This is a genomic window from Pseudochrobactrum sp. sp1633 (assembly GCF_030376605.1).
In the GTDB taxonomy this organism is placed as follows: domain Bacteria; phylum Pseudomonadota; class Alphaproteobacteria; order Rhizobiales; family Rhizobiaceae; genus Pseudochrobactrum.
In genome coordinates this window covers 107,702-123,480 of record NZ_JARRAE010000001.1, presented here as the reverse complement: position 1 = coordinate 123,480, position 15,779 = coordinate 107,702, and the positions used below count along the sequence as shown (strand labels likewise).

The following is a 15,779-nucleotide window of genomic DNA, read 5'->3' as shown; positions in this document are numbered from 1 at the left end:
ATCTTTATTATTCGATGATCGAAGCGACGATACCTGCACCAACGGTGCGGCCACCTTCGCGGATCGCGAAACGGAGTTTTTCTTCCATAGCGATCGGCACGATCAATGCAACATCAACTGTTACGTTGTCGCCCGGCATAACCATTTCCACGCCTTCTGGCAAGGTCACAATACCGGTTACGTCAGTTGTACGGAAATAAAACTGCGGACGGTAGTTTGTGAAGAACGGTGTATGACGGCCACCTTCGTCTTTGGTCAGAATATAAGCTTCTGCCTTGAACTTGGTGTGTGGCTTAACCGAACCTGGCTTGCAGAGAACCTGACCACGTTCAACGTCGTCACGACCTACACCGCGAACCAGTGCGCCGATGTTGTCGCCAGCCTGGCCCTGATCGAGCAGCTTGCGGAACATTTCAACGCCGGTAACAGTTGTCTTGCCGGTAGCTTTGATACCAACGATTTCAACTTCTTCACCAACTTTAACGATACCGCGCTCTACACGACCGGTAACAACTGTACCGCGGCCGGAGATCGAGAACACGTCTTCGATTGGCATCAGGAACGGCTGATCAACAGGACGTTCTGGAGTTGGAATGTAAGCATCAACAGCAGCCATCAGTTCACGAACTGCGTCTTCGCCGATTACTTTGTTTGAATCTTCCAGAGCTGCCAGAGCCGAACCCTTAACAACTGGAATATCATCGCCTGGGAAATCGTATTTCGAAAGAAGTTCGCGAACTTCCATTTCTACGAGTTCGAGCAGCTCAGCATCGTCAACCTGATCAACTTTGTTCAGGAACACAACGATTGCAGGCACACCAACCTGACGAGCGAGCAGGATGTGCTCACGGGTCTGCGGCATCGGGCCGTCAGCAGCGTTAACAACCAGGATCGCGCCATCCATCTGCGCAGCACCGGTGATCATGTTCTTCACATAGTCAGCGTGACCTGGGCAGTCAACGTGTGCGTAGTGGCGGTTTTCTGTTTCATATTCAACGTGCGAAGTCGAAATAGTGATACCGCGTGCTTTTTCTTCAGGGGCGTTATCGATCTGGTCGTAAGCCTTGAAGTCACCAAAGAATTTGGTGATAGCAGCAGTCAACGAGGTCTTACCGTGGTCAACGTGACCGATAGTGCCGATATTGACGTGCGGTTTATTACGTTCAAATTTGCTCTTTGCCATCGCTGTCGCTCTCTTTCACCACAACGCATATTTTCACGCGCTGCAACAATTTTAAATGCTATATAACCTACCCTAAGGCAACTTACCCAGGATATTGTACAGTAGAACTAAGCTCCAACCCTCTCGGCTTGAAGCTTATTGAACTCGCTTTTGACTTAAGCTTTTTAAAGCCAGCCAAATTACCCTACACGCCATACCGCTCTGAAATATCTGGAGCGGGTAGCGGGAATCGAACCCGCGTATTCAGCTTGGAAGGCTGCTGCTCTACCATTGAGCTATACCCGCGCACTCAAAACTCATGCTCTGGCAGTGGTGGAGGAGGTTGGTTTCGAACCAACGTAGGCTAAGCCAGCGGATTTACAGTCCGCCCCCTTTAACCACTCGGGCACTCCTCCAGAAACTCACTGCAAGCAGAGTTGAGCGACTAGGCATTCCGTTCACTGTGACCCCGTAGCGCTTGGCTCGTTTGTCGCTGTGAACGAGGCGGGTTATGCCGATAAGACCCTGATAAGTCAACAGCTCTTTTTGAAAAAAATGCATAAAATTTTCACAGGCTTATCAATCATCCACAATATAGGGCTTTTCCGGTGGTCTTTTTTCGCATCACGAAACTTTCCTGCCTGTGAATAAGGAAAGATGCTACCTTGAAGACAGGAAAATCGGTATAGAGCGCTCATGAAAGATAAAAAATCGTCACCGGACTCATCCGGCTCCTCCACCGGCACACCTAAAGATTCGCATTATGCGCGTCTGCGGCGCCAGTTTCGTGATCAAAAATCCGGCGGCAGCGAACAAAATTCGCAGCCATACCGTCAGGATAACCGTTTCGACAGACGTAAATCTGTCAAAGGCAGTCCGGCAGAGGATGGAATCATCCGTCTTTATGGCCTGCACACAGTAAAAGCAGCGATTGAAAATCCGCGTCGCCGTATTTTCCGTATGCTTGTTACTAAAAATGCTCTGGCACGCCTTGAACTGGATGATGCAACGCTTGCCCGCCTCACCCCTGAAATGGTTGAGCCGCGGGATATTGATGCGCTGACCGGTTCAGATGCAGTTCATCAGGGCGTTCTGATTGAAACTGCAGCTCTGAAACCGCGTAAATTGCAGGATCTTAAAGAAGGTCGCCTGCTTTTGATTCTGGATCAGGTGACTGATCCGCATAATGTCGGCGCTATTTTGCGTTCCGCTGTTGCCTTTGGTGCTGATGCGATCATCACAACCTCACGGCACAGCCCGCAGGAATCAGGTGTATTGGCAAAATCCGCTTCCGGTGCGCTGGAAATGATTGACCAGATCGAAGTGCGCAACCTTGCTGAAGCGATTCAGGAGCTGCATGAACTCGGGTACATGACCATCGGCCTCGATTCGGAAGGCCCGCTGGAAATGGAACAAACGCTCAAGGGCAACAAAGTTGCGCTTGTTCTGGGAGCAGAAGGCAAAGGCTTGCGTCAAAAAACACGCGAAACAGTCAATGCACTGGCACGTCTTGATATGCCGGGCGCGATTAAATCGCTGAATGTCTCGAATGCCGCAGCCATTTCGCTTTATGCTGCGCAGCGTTTTTTGAGCAAATAACACTCTTTTAAAAAAAGCCCCGCACTTTGATGATTCAAGGTGCGGGGCTTTTTTTGTTTTTATGCATAGAATCATCGCATCGAAGCAGTGTGAGACATCAATATGCGAACGGCCGGCAGCATCAAACTGTGCCGCTTTTATGTGACACGCGCTAATTGTCAGGCTGTTGCAATATACTGAATCATTTCCGCGGTTTCCTGCTCGGCCTGCTCAATACGACGCTTCACAACGTCACCGATCGAAATAATACCAACAAGTTCTCCCGATTCATCAACAACCGGCAGATGCCGGAAGCGGTGTCGGGTCATCATTTCCATCACGTAATGAACCGTATCATGCGGACTGCAATGCAGAACCTTCGTGGTCATGGTTTTAGAAACCGGCATTTGTAAAGCCTGAATACCGTGATTGGCGCAGGCACGCACAATATCCCGCTCAGAAAGAATTCCTGTATATTTCCCCGCGCCTTCATCCACCAGCAATGCACCAATACGGTGCGCTGAGAGCTGTTTTGCTGCCGTTTCCAGATCTGCATCAGCTTTGACAGTGTAAACATCACTGCCTTTTTGCTCCAGAATTGCTCGTACAGTCATTATTTCCTCCCGATAAAAACGCCAAACCATCTATCGCGCCTGAAAACAGGAGCGTTTATGACATCAGGACGGTTTACCGGCATGGGAAAGCGCTGAGATTATATATTGTTGCTGACACAAGCCGGAACCAGACCAGAAACCATTGATTCAGAATAACACAAATCAGATAAAATCATAAATTAATCGCATCAGGAGCGATCACGTAACAACAGTGCGATTCCGAAAAATCCGGCAACAAAGCCACCGATATGTGCTTCCCAGGCAATACCCGAAAGCTCGCCCGGCGCAGTTGCATAAAGGCCGGTAATCACATTGATAATCAGCCAGAAGCCGACAAATGTGAGCACAGTCCGGTTTTGAAAGGTTTGCAAAACAGAGAGAAGCGGCCCGCCAAAAGCCGGAATTTGCCGCCCTGCCCTGGAATAATATGTTACGCGGCGAAAACCAAAACGGGCAGCCGCGCCCATCATGCCGGAAATAGCGCCGGAAGCCCCGACCAGCGGGATATTACTGTCAGGATAAAGCGCATAATGCGTAAAGGCCGCTATAACGGCCGTAAGCAGCCAGAAAAGCAGAAACTTTCGCGTTCCGATACGCCCTGCCAGCGGAGAGCCGAAAGCAGCAAACCAGACGCTGTTGACCGCCAGATGCGCAAATCCGCCATGCATGAATGAATATGTTAATGCTGTGAGCCACGCGAATGGATCACCAAAGCCGCCTCCGAGACTGAAGCGTTGCGGAATAAAAGCAAAATTCAGCATGAACCAGACATATTGGCCGTCATTCAGCAGATAAGACTGAATGAGATAAACCGCCACACAAATACCGATCAGGGCCACAACAACAGGCGGAATATTAAATACCGGCTGGGAGCCGCCACGCCCGTGCTGATCATCTGCATGAGATTCGTTTACCGGTTGCTGCATTCTGTCCTCATAGAGATTTGTGTAATGTTTTCATGATGCAGCTGTCGCGGTCAGCGCATATGGAACCTGTTCAGAATTATGTTTGGGACAGGAACACAGCCAAATCAAGACAAGAAAAAACCGCCTGTCAGACAGGCGGCGAACGGACAATGCAAGTCCGGACTTAAATTCTGGAGTTCAAGCATCAGAAGCAATGAGCAGTTTCCACTAAAATGCTCGCAACTTTTGCGTAAAAGTATCTAAACATACTTAATTGATTAATGCAATCTAAGCAAAGCGTTAACCATAAATTTTATTGTTCGTGGATGTTCTGGTCTCAAACATGGCTTGTTTACATTCATCTGCGCATATTATTGCCATCAACCGGATGCAGGGAAGCACAACAGTCATCACCATGACTGACGCTTTTATATCGGGTGACAAAAATTAAAAAGTGTTTCGCGTAAATGGTGTTTCAATCTGAAAGACAGATACGCGCACTATGTTAAACGGATTTCAGCATTTATTGGTGGAAATCCCCCAACAGTACGGGCTCAGAAAAGACGAGGATAGCAGCCACATCATGAAACATGATTGGACGGCCGATCTGCTCACATATTGGGACAGGTTGCGCGGAACCCGCGCGGCGCCGGATCGTCGTGACATCAGCCCGCGTGATCTGGGCGGCAAGCTTCCGAATATTTTCATCCTGCGCGGCGATCATGAAGCGAGCGCCACGACAGCTAATCCTGACAGCACCGGCATTCCTCAGCCAAAACAATGGCAGTTCAGGCTGGCAGGAACCCGTCTTTGCACGATTTATGGCAGAGAATTACGCAATACCCGCTTTTTATCTCTCTGGCATGATGATGTACGCTTGTGGCTTGCGGAGCAGTTACACCTGTCCGGACTTGATTACCGGCCCTTGCGTCTGGAACATACCGGACTGACGCTGACTGAAAAAGCCTGCCATTTTGAATCCTTATTATTGCCATTGCACGAGGCGGATGGTTCGCTCGCATGGATCGGCAGCATGGTTCCTCTGGATCAGCCGCTTTGGCTTGGCAGCGACCCGCTGATCAGCAATCACATGGGATTGCGCAGCGAAACAACCCCATCTGCCGCTCAGGAAGATATAGCGCCTGCAACAAAAGGCATGAAATCTGTGCTACAGGTTCTATTGGACCGTCATCATGAACTTATGCCGAGCACAGAGAATTCATTCGCTGTGGCCGAGGCTACCGTCCCTTCTATAAATATAAAGAGCAAACTTGAAGGTGCCGGCGTCGCTGATACCGCTTTTGCCAGAGCTTTACTGCCTCAGATTGAGGCATTACTTCCGGCAGCACGCACCTCTGAACCAACAATCCATCATGCTATCCGCCCTGCCCCTGCAACAGGATCGGCACCACTTACAGTTGCTGATCTCATCAAAAGTATACATCCGGCAGCACCAAAACCCGAATCCGCACCATCGGTACAAAAAGCAGCTCATTTGAAGCTGATCACCGGCGGGAAAGACAAAAATTAACGTGCCAGCTCAGTATATGCGTGAATTCATTGCTATAAAATTCTTATTCCCAGATAATTACTCACAAGAAACACTATAAAACCAAGCTTTTAGTAGCGTGCTAGCAAAAATTATTATAGCATGATAAGTGCCGGTGATGGGGATAGCGCCGGCTTTCGTATTTATAAAATCGTCCAGAGGCACATTTCAGCAATATGTCGGCAGCAACACCTCCATCTTCGCACGCGTCAGGATTAATGCCTGCAAAGACAACGGAGCACTCCGATGCCCCTGTCAGACTGACTTTGAAATCCCCGCTCAATGGTCGTTTTATGCGTGCGGACGGCAGTGAATATGCCTGTGCATTATGGCGAATTTCCACAAACAACGCTGACCTCAGCCTGACAAACGATAGCATTGCCATCAATTCTGATGATCATATTATTGCATATATTGACGGTGTCGGGCGTTTAGAAGGGGCTGTCATCAGCACCCAGCGCGATGAGTTCACGCTGCAGTTGCAACATACGCCGCACCAGAAAAACAAACTTGCTGCCAAAATAGACTGGCTCAGCAAAAACAGCAGCCAGCAGCAACCGGAACAAAGACGCCACACGCGTCATACACCGGCACGCACTGAAGCCGTGTTAACGCTCGATGACGGCTCAACCCATGCATGCAAAATTCTTGATCTGTCACTTTCCGGCGCGGCAGTTGTAACGGCTCTGCGCCCGCCGCTGCGCAGCATCGTCACTCTTGGCAATACTCAGGCCAAAGTCATGCGCCATTTCGATGATGGTATCGGTATTGAATTTCTGGTTCTGCAAACCGACCTGCCAAAAGACTAGAACCGTCACAATCAATCACATTCATAGTTCTGCTCTGAGTTTTTTACTCTTGGCATGCTCGCAGGCGTTAATTACGTCCGTTTAATTGCGCCATGCTCCGGAGCCTTGTCTTTCATCATACCTTCGAAATGTTCCAAGTTGAGCATTATCGGCTCGAACCGTCTTATTCCGCGCGTATCACGCTTCGTCAGCCATAGTCTGACATCCGGGTTTTCCTGTTTATTTTGATTCTGCACTGGCAAATGCCGCTTATAAAAGCGGCGAGCAGTCAGTCACGCCTTTAATTCCGGCAATATTTGCGTTTATAAAAACACGCATTCATCTTTATAGTTATCAAAGCCTGAAATAATTTTTCGCTCAATTTCCTGCCTGCGGAACAGCTAGGTAAATATAAGCTTATCCGTAACATTGTCCCTTACACTGCATATTAACCAGCGCCTGTGGACAAGCCCCCGATTTCAACCTGCCATTAACCGCAAAACACTCTGTTAACCTCAAGGTTTCACACAAAGGAAACCTGCATGAATTTTGCGTATAGCAAGTCCTAATTTTCGTTAAAACATTGATTTTACAAGCAGTTAAGGTTTACAAATTTTCACCTCTGCGTTTACTTTGTCTTATTCATATCCCTTTGGATACTGTCAATGTCTCGATGCCAAGGTGCTCTCAACAAGGAGCGTCACAATGTATAACAAGACAGCACATAAAAAGAGTGCGCGCGGCACAACAGCAAAGCATAAGCTGGCTACCGCAACTCTGCTGCTTACACTGACAGTTTTAGTAACCATTTTCAGTGGCACAACGACAAGTCAGGCTGCTCAGCCGTGGATGCAGACAGAGGGCCGCACAACCCAGCCTGTCGGTCACTATGATTTCTGCAAACAATATAAAAAAGAATGCAGCCAGACCAGCCGCACAGAAGCTCCGCTGCAACTCACTAAAGACTTGTGGGCTAAGATCATTCAGGTCAACGCACAGGTGAATACAGCCATTCTGCCACGCACAGACATGGAAATGTGGGGCAAGGAAGAGGTTTGGTCTTACCCAACACAGTCCGGCATCCAATACGGCGATTGCGAAGACTATGTATTGCTGAAGCGCCGTATGCTGATCAATGCAGGATTTCCGGTCAATACACTACTGATTACAGTTGTGCGCCAGCAGAATGGTGAAGGCCACGCCGTCTTAACAGTGCGTACAGATCGCGGTGATTTCATTCTCGATAATCTGGAAGACAGTGTCAAAATCTGGAATCAGACCAGCTACACTTATCTCAAGCGCCAGTCAGCACGTCACAGCGGTCAGTGGGTCGATATCCGTCATGCGCCTGAACTTCTGATCAGCAGCATCGCAACCTCCGCTCTCGGCAATTAAGCAGCTTACAGAAAGAGAATTACGGCGCTATCTCCAGACCACGCTGATAGCGTCTGCCATTAGCCACATAGTTTTGTGCAGATACCCGCAATTTTTCAATTTGCTCTGGTGTCAGCTCGCGCAATACCCGCGCCGGAGAACCGACAATCAAAGAATTATCCGGAAATTCTTTGCCCTCTGTTACCAAGGCACCGGCGCCAACCAGAGAATTTTTACCAATTTTCGCTCCGTTGAGAACGATAGCACCAATACCGATCAGGCTGTTGTCACCGATTGTGCAACCATGCAGCATCGCCCGATGGCCGATTGTACAACCTTCACCGATTGTCAGCGGAAAACCAATATCCGTATGCAGAACAACATGTTCTTGCACATTGCTGTCTTTGCCGATGTGAATCAGCTCATTGTCGCCACGCGCAATAACACCGAACCAGATTCCTGCGTTTTCCCCTACCCGCACATTGCCAATCAGCGTGGCATCGGGCGCAAGCCAGTTGCTGGCGCGATGATCAAATTGCGGGCTGTGGCCGTCCAGCACATAAACCGGCATGGTAATATCTCCGTTTTCACAAACTCAAATCACCACAACGCATCCGGCACCGCATGGGTTGTGACTTCATTCAGACGGCGCATCGTGGCCTCTGTTACATCATCGGGCAAGTCACTGAGCGGAAAAAATCGAGCCTCGGCAATTTCCCAATCCGGCGCACGGGTTCCTGTCTGCTCGAAAGACCGGCAAACATACAGTGCCACATGATCCCGGTTGGAGACTTTGGTATTTTTGTAAAGTCCGAACAGTTCCGGCGTGCCGGTCAGCTCGATTGACGCCTCTTCGCGCAGTTCCTTCATCAGAGCCTGCCCGAAAGTCTCTCCGCGCTCCACCCCGCCACCCGGCAAATGCCAGCCTTTGACATAAGTATGCCGTACAAGAAAAACGCTTTGCCCCTCATCACCCAGCACAACCGCTCTCACTCCCAAAGTCATGGGACGGCGAAACAAAAAATATGTATGGAATAACCAGCTTTTGAATTTCATAAATTGTCTTTACTTAAGCAGTTGAGGCAAAAGCGAAAATCGCCAGTCGCACGGCTATAAGAATAGCGGATTTGTGTCCTGTCAATTGAGACTTTTTACAGGAAGCACAGAGTTTTCGTGCATCACACATCTTATGCTGCGTGTTTTTTATTGACTATGCGCGGCTGAAGGCTAAATCTTCGCCAATGTTCAGACTTGCCCATATCTCGGATATTCATCTGTCGCCTTTACCGCAGGTACGCCTGCGTGAGCTGGCCTCGAAACGTATCACCGGCTATATTAACTGGAAACGTCATCGTAAAGATGCCTTGCATGACTGGGTACTGAACAATCTCATTACAGATTTGAAAGCCCGCGCTCCCGATCATATTGCTGTCACCGGCGATCTGGTGAATCTGGCGCTCAACCTCGAGATTGACAACGGATATAACTGGCTGAAACAACTTGGTTCGTCGCAGGACGTATCTTTTGTGCCGGGCAATCACGATGCCTATGTACCGGGTGCTCTGGAAAAATCCTGCTGCAGCTGGGAACCGTGGATGCGCGGTGACGGCATTGATAATCACAATAAACGTCCGCAATTTCCCTATCTGAGAGAACGTGACGGCGTTGCTATTATTGGCGTCAGTTCGGCTCGCGCCACCGGCCCCTTCATGGCCAGCGGTGATTTTTTGCCTGCACAGGCAGCACGGCTGAAAAAGATGCTGACGGAGACCGGTGAAAAAGGTCTGTGCCGCGTGGTTCTGATCCACCATCCGCCGGTGCGCAACGCAACGCCTGCCTATAAGCGGTTGTTCGGCATTGGCCGTTTTCAAAAAATTATCAGAGAAGCCGGTGCTGAGCTTGTGCTGCACGGGCACACCCATCTGGCAACTTATAATGAAATTGCTTCGCCGCATGGCGCGGTGCCGGTGATCTGCGTGCCGTCCGCCAGTCAGGCGCCCTATCCGGTTGGCCATGAAGGCCGCAAGCCGCCTGCGCGCTATAATCTGTTTTCCATTGCTCCGGCAGAGCAGCCGCTTAGCTGGCAGTGCCTTTGGCAGCAATATGGCTTTACCAGTGAAAATACCGAGGTGCAGCTGATTAGTGAGCAAGTGCTGATGCTTGGCAGATCAGCGCCGCAAATCAGCGGTTCATCAGATCCGGCAGCATTGGCAGAGTGAACCCGTAAAAGCGCAGCAGCAAAATTAGCGCCACGGCACCAAGCAAAGCACCTCCCGCAAACCACAGCAGTTTCATCAGCGGTGCATTATCAGATGATACTGCACCGGTATTCTCTGTTGCTACGCTATCAGCGGCTTCATTCTTTTCCGCTGCTGCGGGTGGTGCTTCAAGCTTGCAGTCATCCATCAACCGCTCACGCTCAAGAATGCGCGAAGCAATATAGCGGGTCACAGCATTTGAGATGACCTTGATGTCTTTATTATCGGCTAGAATAATCCGTCCCAGACGGGTATCGCGCACAAAACGATAACTGCGCCGGTCTTTTGCAATCATCACAAAGGCACTGGCATCCAGCCATAAACGCGGCTGCATACCTCTGTTCAGACAGAAGTCCCATTGCTCATCCTCTGCAGGCACAGCATCAAAAACCGGCTGCAAGTCCTGCAACAACAATTCAAGACGGGCAATATCCGTTTCTCTGATATCCGAAATACTATCCATCCGGTCAGCCTGAGCAGATTTTATCTGCCTAATTGCTGATTTCAGCCGCTCGTGACCATTACCATGCTCCGCAGGTTGCATTGCATCTGCTTCAGACGGCGATGCAATGAATTGATCCTCGTTTTTATTCATGCCGCCGCCTTTTCAGTTTGTTCCTTTTACAGACAATATCATGCATGGCGATTTTATGGCTTTCGCAGGTATTTGAAAAGAAAAAGGCCTGAAACCATGTGGTTTCAGGCCTTTTATCAATCTGCAATGATTTTCTTATTTAATCAGGCGGTTGGTCGCAGAAACGATCGCCGCCAGTGACGAGGTAACGATATTATGGTTCACACCCACACCAAACACCGCTCCCTGAGGATGCGAAAGCTCCACATAGCTGATCGCCGAAGCATCAGAACCGCGCTGCAATGAGTGTTCCGAATAATCAGCAACAGAAATATCAATGCCGATATGCTTGGAAAGCGCATCAATAAAGCCGTCTACCGGACCTGTACCGCGCCCTTCAATCGTCTTCGTCACACCATTATCAATGATTTCCGCCTGCATAATACGGATCGTTTTATTCTCCGGATCAGCAAAAGTGTGATGATCAACAAATTCCAGACGGGAACCTGGCTGGCTCACATAGGACTTTTTGAACTCTTCATAAATACGCTGCGCCTGCAATTCCTTGCCTTCATCATCAGTAATCTGCTGAATGATCTCGCGGAATTCCACCTGCATCTTGCGCGGAATATTCAGACCATAATCCTGCTGCAGAATATAAGCGATGCCGCCCTTACCAGACTGGGAATTGATACGGATGATCGCTTCATAAGAACGGCCAACATCCTGCGGGTCAATCGGCAGATAAGGCACTTCCCATGTCGGCGTGTTCGCGCCTTTCTTAGCTTTCATACCCTTGTTAATCGCATCCTGATGCGAGCCGGAGAAAGCAGTATAAACCAGTTCGCCCACATAAGGATGACGCTCAGGAATAACCAGCTGGTTAGAATATTCGTAAACTTCCTTCATGCGGTTGATATCTGAACAATCCAGTTCAGGATCAATACCTTGCGTGAACATGTTCAGTGCCAGCGTTACCAGATCGACGTTACCGGTGCGCTCGCCATTGCCGAACAAAGTGCCTTCAACACGGTCGGCACCGGCCATCAGGCCCAGCTCAGTCGCGGCAATACCTGTACCGCGGTCATTATGCGGATGCAGGGAGATAATCAGATTTTCACGATTATCCAGATTGCGGCACATCCATTCAATCTGATCGGCATAAACATTCGGGGTGTTCATTTCCACAGTGGACGGCAGGTTGAGGATCAGCTTATTTTCAGCTGTCGGCTGCACGATTTCCGCGACTGCATTACAAATTTCCAGCGCCACTTCCAGTTCAGTGCCGGTAAAGCTTTCCGGCGAATACTGGAAACGATAGCCGCCGCCAGCCTTCGCAGCCATATCCATAATCATCTTGGCGGCATCGGTGGCAATTTGCTTAATCCCTGCCACATCCTTGCCAAACACCACGCGGCGCTGCAATTCGCTGGTAGAGTTGTAGAAATGAATGATCGGGCTCTTCGCGCCTTCCAGCGATTCAAAAGTACGGGTAATCAGCTCCGGACGGCACTGCACCAGCACCTGTAAATCCACCTCATCCGGCACATTGCCCTGCTCGATGCACCAGCGGCAGAAGTCAAAATCTGTCTGGGAAGCCGACGGAAAACCGATTTCAATTTCCGGAAAGCCCATATCCAGCAACAGCTGGAACATACGCGCTTTACGGTCATGCCCCATCGGGTCAACCAATGCCTGATTACCATCACGCAAATCAACCGAACACCAGATCGGTGCCTTTTCGATCATTTTTGAAGGCCACTGGCGATCCTGCAGAACTGTGGTTCTGAACGGAGTATATTTTTCTGCCGCAATCGGCATACCTTTACGGGCAGGTTTTGAAGCGGAAGTAATAATGGTCATCGTAATTTCTCATCAGCCATAGCAACTGTTATTCATTCAATAACAAGCTGCTTAAACAAACCCTGTCTGCTCAATTCACAAAACGAATATGCAGAAGCTACGGGCACAATCTAATCGGATTCTTTGACAGGAGCATGAGTCTGACGGCTCTGTACGACCGCCGGACGCTCCAATCAATGAGCCCGGCGATCGCCGCTAAGGCCGAGTAGAAGTAGAAGCGAGAGTGGACGCGCGCAAGATTCAGCGGCGGCAAAGCCCTGATCTGCTCCGAAGCTCACAAAAGAGCTGGTATGATGATGCGCGTTGTTCATGGGGCAAATGCTATACGCCCTGATAACAAGTTGCAATAGATTTCCGCCTAAACGAAATAAAATTACAGCGATATTCAGAGAAAAATAAAAACACTGCCATGCGCATTTGCATGACAGTGTTTTTATAATTAAAAATCAATGTGTTAAACTTACGTCACGCGAAAGGAACAGCCGCAGTTCCCGGTGGAAGTTTTGCCTCATCCTCAGGCTCAACATGAATCACAACCCGTGAATTATCAATTTTTTCATGCAACGCATCTTCAATCCGGTCGCAAATAATATGCGATTCACCAACGGTCATATCGGCCGCGACAACCAGATGAAACTCGATAAAAGTGACACGTCCGGCAATGCGGGTTTTGAGGTCATGCACCTCAATCGCCCCTTCCGCATTGGTGGAAATAATATCACGGATCTGCATTTCCTCGACAGGCTCAACCCCCACATCCATCAGCCCCTGCACAGAAGCATTGATGACATGCCAGCCCTGCCAGAGAATATTCAGCGCAACAATAATCGCCAATATCGGATCAAGGATTGACCAGCCGGTGACAATCGCGGCAACCAGACCAACCAGTACGCCTGCGGACGTCACGACATCCGTCATGATATGCTTGCCATCAGCCAGCAAAGCCGGTGATTTCGCAGCACGGCCTACGCGGATCAGTAACCCCGCCCAAAACATATTAATGACACCGGCAATCAGATTGATGCCCAAGCCCAGCCACGGCTCATCCAATGTGCGCGGATTATCTAGGGCACTCCACGCCTCACGAACAATCAGCAAGGCAGCCACAACAATCAGCACACCTTCAACAACAGCCGAGAGATATTCGGCCTTATGGTGCCCGTAGGGATGATTATTGTCAGCCGGCATTAGGCTGACACTGATCGCCCACCATGCCCCGACTGCAGCAATCACATTCACTATCGATTCAAGCGCATCGGAATAAAGTGCCACCGAACCGGTCAAAAGATAGGCCAGATATTTAAGCGCCATCACTCCGATAGATACCGGTATTGTCCATGTGGCCAGCCGCCGGATTCTCAGATTAGCATCCATATCCAAACCTTTTACATTATCTCACATAATCAATTCTGCCGGCTTCACGAATATCCGGTCAGAGAAATATGTGATTTCAAATTATGCTGTATTACAAATTATCCGGCGGCCTGCGGGGTCTGACATCCCGAACATGCATGCCGTTTTCATGAAATTCATTCCGGAGCGGGATATGCTCACATCGGATCGACTGAACCGCTCTCAATTCTTAATTTTCTTTAGCTCAAAACCGACAATTTCAAAAACACTAATGCAGTAAACCTGTCATTTTCAGCAAGATTCCAGAGCCTAGTTGCAACTGATTTTCACTCACGCCCCCTTAAGCAATAAATCAGCAAATTCAGAAGCTTAAAGTCACTTTAACTGCAAATCATTTGCAAAAAACTCTTAGCAAGAACGCAAAAAACGAATCATATCGAATGTCAGAAATGGTTTTTAAAAATTGCTGAAAGCGCCGTGACTTTTAATTTTCATAAGAATAATATATAGAGTGACTATGCATAAATGCGCATCTTAACACTCCGTTCCAAACTTACGTATAACAGTAATAAGACAATATTTGTCCGGGTCAGCGCATTAAAAATGCTAAAAACAAAAAAACAGCTTACTGAACCGGTTCTCCGGCAAAAATACTTATGCCTACCGGCCTTCTGATTGACTGTTGTTTCTACAAAGGCAGTACTTTTAAAATGCAACGACTTGCACGTTTTGAACAACTTATTTTACGAAGATCAATATTTGTCACAATCTTTATCGGACTATTCGGAATTGTTTTCGGACTAATCTCCGGCTCCAGCGCCGTCATATTTGACGGCATGTTTTCATCCACCGATGCCGCCATGTCGATATTGGCGCTTTTTGTTGCCCGCCTGCTCACCAGTGAGGGCACGCGACGCTTCCAGCACGGGTTCTGGCATATTGAACCACTTGTGCTGGCTTTCAACGGGGTCGTGCTGATCCTGTTCTGTCTCTATGCTTTCATCAATGCCATTAGCACATTGCTACAAGGCGGCACAGAGCTGAATTTCGACTGGGCCATTCTCTATGCCGTTATTGTCTGCATCATCTGTTTTGTGATGATGGCCTATCAGCGCAAAATCAACAAAAGACTCAAATCGAATTTCATCACGCTTGATACACAAAGCTGGCTGATGACTGCATTGATCACACTGGCCTTGCTGATAGCCTTTAGTCTGGCATGGGCATTTCAAGGCAGCATTTATGAAAAATGGACGGTCTATGTCGATCCGGCCATTCTGCTTGTGCTATCTGCCGGTCTGATCTTTGTGCCGCTCAAAACTGTTATGGGCGCATTTCGAGAGATTCTTCTGGTCACACCTGAACGTATGGATTTGCGGGTACGCAAGATTATGGATGGTATGAAAGCCAAACATGGCTTTAAGAAATATGCCAGCTATGTCGCCAAGATCGGCCGCGCCCGCTTTATTGAAATTCATGTGGTTTTGCCTGCAAATTTCCCGATTGCATCCATCGCAACGCTGGATGCGCTGCGTGAGGAAATTGCAGAGGAAATCGGCGGCGCAGGTCCGCAACGCTGGATCACGGTGAGCTTCACCGGCGATGAGGCATGGATTTAGAGCAATTCCAGCAAAAGTGCGTAGCGGTTTTGCGTAGGATAATGCGCCTAAACAAAAAAGTTAGAGCAGTTTCAACATTTCAGTTGAAACTGCTCTAAAAAGAAAAAAGCCGCAGATTTTCATCTGCGGCTTTACTTTTAAG

General features: G+C 48.9%; 14 protein-coding genes and 2 tRNA genes. 6 read left to right on the top strand and 10 right to left on the bottom strand.

The genetic code is table 11. The annotated features are described in order from the left end of the window. Positions 1-7 precede the first annotated feature (7 nt). From tuf to P8H26_RS00565, 3 genes are all read right to left on the bottom strand, one after another. On the bottom strand, positions 8-1,183 hold the full coding sequence (tuf, locus tag P8H26_RS00575) for an elongation factor Tu (RefSeq protein WP_289630925.1): 1,176 nt from the start codon (positions 1,181-1,183) through the stop codon (positions 8-10). Between the two features lie 211 nt (positions 1,184-1,394). Continuing rightward, a tRNA-Gly gene (locus P8H26_RS00570) sits at positions 1,395-1,468 on the bottom strand. A gap of 25 nt (positions 1,469-1,493) precedes the next feature. Continuing rightward, positions 1,494-1,578, bottom strand: a tRNA-Tyr gene (locus P8H26_RS00565). Between the two features lie 280 nt (positions 1,579-1,858). On the opposite strand from P8H26_RS00565, the gene rlmB reads away from it, so the two are divergent. After that, entirely contained in the window at positions 1,859-2,761 is a 903-nt protein-coding gene (rlmB, locus tag P8H26_RS00560; RefSeq protein WP_289630924.1) for a 23S rRNA (guanosine(2251)-2'-O)-methyltransferase RlmB, read from the top strand. A 158-nt stretch (positions 2,762-2,919) separates the two neighbouring features. On the opposite strand, the gene P8H26_RS00555 is transcribed toward rlmB, so the two are convergent. After that, the gene (locus P8H26_RS00555; RefSeq protein WP_289630923.1) at positions 2,920-3,354 is read right to left on the bottom strand and encodes a CBS domain-containing protein; all 435 of its coding nucleotides are present in this window, start codon (positions 3,352-3,354) and stop codon (positions 2,920-2,922) included. Positions 3,355-3,542: 188 nt separating this feature from the next. Beyond that, positions 3,543-4,280, bottom strand: a complete 738-nt coding sequence (locus P8H26_RS00550; RefSeq protein WP_289630922.1) for a rhomboid family intramembrane serine protease — start codon at positions 4,278-4,280, stop codon at positions 3,543-3,545. 562 nt (positions 4,281-4,842) lie between these two features. On the opposite strand from P8H26_RS00550, the gene P8H26_RS00545 reads away from it, so the two are divergent. The 3 genes from P8H26_RS00545 (at position 4,843) to P8H26_RS00535 (ending at position 7,991) form a co-directional block, all read left to right on the top strand. Further along, the gene (locus P8H26_RS00545; protein ID WP_289630921.1) at positions 4,843-5,790 is read left to right on the top strand and encodes a PAS domain-containing protein; all 948 of its coding nucleotides are present in this window, start codon (positions 4,843-4,845) and stop codon (positions 5,788-5,790) included. 236 nt (positions 5,791-6,026) lie between these two features. Then, positions 6,027-6,617 carry a PilZ domain-containing protein gene (locus tag P8H26_RS00540; protein WP_289630920.1) on the top strand — a complete coding sequence of 197 codons (591 nt, stop codon included), beginning with the start codon at positions 6,027-6,029 and terminating at the stop codon, positions 6,615-6,617. Between the two features lie 828 nt (positions 6,618-7,445). Further along, positions 7,446-7,991: a transglutaminase-like cysteine peptidase gene (locus P8H26_RS00535; RefSeq protein ID WP_289631214.1), complete on the top strand. Its 546-nt coding sequence runs from the start codon at positions 7,446-7,448 to the stop codon at positions 7,989-7,991. Between the two features lie 19 nt (positions 7,992-8,010). On the opposite strand, the gene P8H26_RS00530 is transcribed toward P8H26_RS00535, so the two are convergent. Continuing rightward, the gene (locus P8H26_RS00530; protein ID WP_289630919.1) at positions 8,011-8,541 is read right to left on the bottom strand and encodes a gamma carbonic anhydrase family protein; all 531 of its coding nucleotides are present in this window, start codon (positions 8,539-8,541) and stop codon (positions 8,011-8,013) included. A 29-nt stretch (positions 8,542-8,570) separates the two neighbouring features. Further along, positions 8,571-9,026: an NUDIX domain-containing protein gene (locus tag P8H26_RS00525; RefSeq protein WP_289630918.1), complete on the bottom strand. Its 456-nt coding sequence runs from the start codon at positions 9,024-9,026 to the stop codon at positions 8,571-8,573. Between the two features lie 185 nt (positions 9,027-9,211). Between P8H26_RS00525 and P8H26_RS00520 the strand changes: the two genes are divergently transcribed. Next, positions 9,212-10,189, top strand: a complete 978-nt coding sequence (locus P8H26_RS00520) for a metallophosphoesterase (protein WP_289630917.1) — start codon at positions 9,212-9,214, stop codon at positions 10,187-10,189. On the opposite strand, the gene P8H26_RS00515 is transcribed toward P8H26_RS00520, so the two are convergent. The 3 genes from P8H26_RS00515 to P8H26_RS00505 all read right to left on the bottom strand — a co-directional run bounded on the left by P8H26_RS00515 (position 10,152) and on the right by P8H26_RS00505 (position 14,039). Continuing rightward, positions 10,152-10,823, bottom strand: coding sequence for a hypothetical protein (locus P8H26_RS00515; protein ID WP_289630916.1), 672 nt, complete (start codon positions 10,821-10,823; stop codon positions 10,152-10,154). The two genes, P8H26_RS00520 and P8H26_RS00515, sit on opposite strands and share 38 nt — an antisense overlap. 135 nt (positions 10,824-10,958) lie before the next feature. Further along, a complete protein-coding gene (leuA, locus tag P8H26_RS00510) occupies positions 10,959-12,665 on the bottom strand; it encodes a 2-isopropylmalate synthase (protein WP_289630915.1) in 1,707 nt (568 codons plus the stop codon). Between the two features lie 465 nt (positions 12,666-13,130). After that, positions 13,131-14,039: a cation diffusion facilitator family transporter gene (locus P8H26_RS00505; protein WP_289630914.1), complete on the bottom strand. Its 909-nt coding sequence runs from the start codon at positions 14,037-14,039 to the stop codon at positions 13,131-13,133. Between the two features lie 635 nt (positions 14,040-14,674). Between P8H26_RS00505 and P8H26_RS00500 the strand changes: the two genes are divergently transcribed. After that, complete coding sequence (locus P8H26_RS00500; protein WP_374708193.1) at positions 14,675-15,637, top strand: cation diffusion facilitator family transporter; 963 nt, start codon at positions 14,675-14,677, stop codon at positions 15,635-15,637. Positions 15,638-15,779 lie beyond the last annotated feature (142 nt).

Excerpts from the sequence above, each read along its gene's own strand:
- P8H26_RS00500 (WP_374708193.1), top strand. The coding sequence starts at position 14,675 with ATGCCTACCGGCCTTCTGATTGACTGTTGTTTCTACAAAGGCAGTACT.
- P8H26_RS00540 (WP_289630920.1), top strand. The coding sequence starts at position 6,027 with ATGCCTGCAAAGACAACGGAGCACTCCGATGCCCCTGTCAGACTGACT.
- P8H26_RS00505 (WP_289630914.1), bottom strand. The coding sequence starts at position 14,039 with ATGGATGCTAATCTGAGAATCCGGCGGCTGGCCACATGGACAATACCG.
- leuA (WP_289630915.1), bottom strand. The coding sequence starts at position 12,665 with ATGACCATTATTACTTCCGCTTCAAAACCTGCCCGTAAAGGTATGCCG.
- P8H26_RS00515 (WP_289630916.1), bottom strand. The coding sequence starts at position 10,823 with ATGAATAAAAACGAGGATCAATTCATTGCATCGCCGTCTGAAGCAGAT.
- P8H26_RS00525 (WP_289630918.1), bottom strand. The coding sequence starts at position 9,026 with ATGAAATTCAAAAGCTGGTTATTCCATACATATTTTTTGTTTCGCCGT.
- P8H26_RS00530 (WP_289630919.1), bottom strand. The coding sequence starts at position 8,541 with ATGCCGGTTTATGTGCTGGACGGCCACAGCCCGCAATTTGATCATCGC.
- P8H26_RS00545 (WP_289630921.1), top strand. The coding sequence starts at position 4,843 with ATGAAACATGATTGGACGGCCGATCTGCTCACATATTGGGACAGGTTG.
- P8H26_RS00535 (WP_289631214.1), top strand. The coding sequence starts at position 7,446 with ATGCAGACAGAGGGCCGCACAACCCAGCCTGTCGGTCACTATGATTTC.
- rlmB (WP_289630924.1), top strand. The coding sequence starts at position 1,859 with ATGAAAGATAAAAAATCGTCACCGGACTCATCCGGCTCCTCCACCGGC.
- P8H26_RS00520 (WP_289630917.1), top strand. The coding sequence starts at position 9,212 with ATGTTCAGACTTGCCCATATCTCGGATATTCATCTGTCGCCTTTACCG.
- P8H26_RS00555 (WP_289630923.1), bottom strand. The coding sequence starts at position 3,354 with ATGACTGTACGAGCAATTCTGGAGCAAAAAGGCAGTGATGTTTACACT.
- P8H26_RS00550 (WP_289630922.1), bottom strand. The coding sequence starts at position 4,280 with ATGCAGCAACCGGTAAACGAATCTCATGCAGATGATCAGCACGGGCGT.
- tuf (WP_289630925.1), bottom strand. The coding sequence starts at position 1,183 with ATGGCAAAGAGCAAATTTGAACGTAATAAACCGCACGTCAATATCGGC.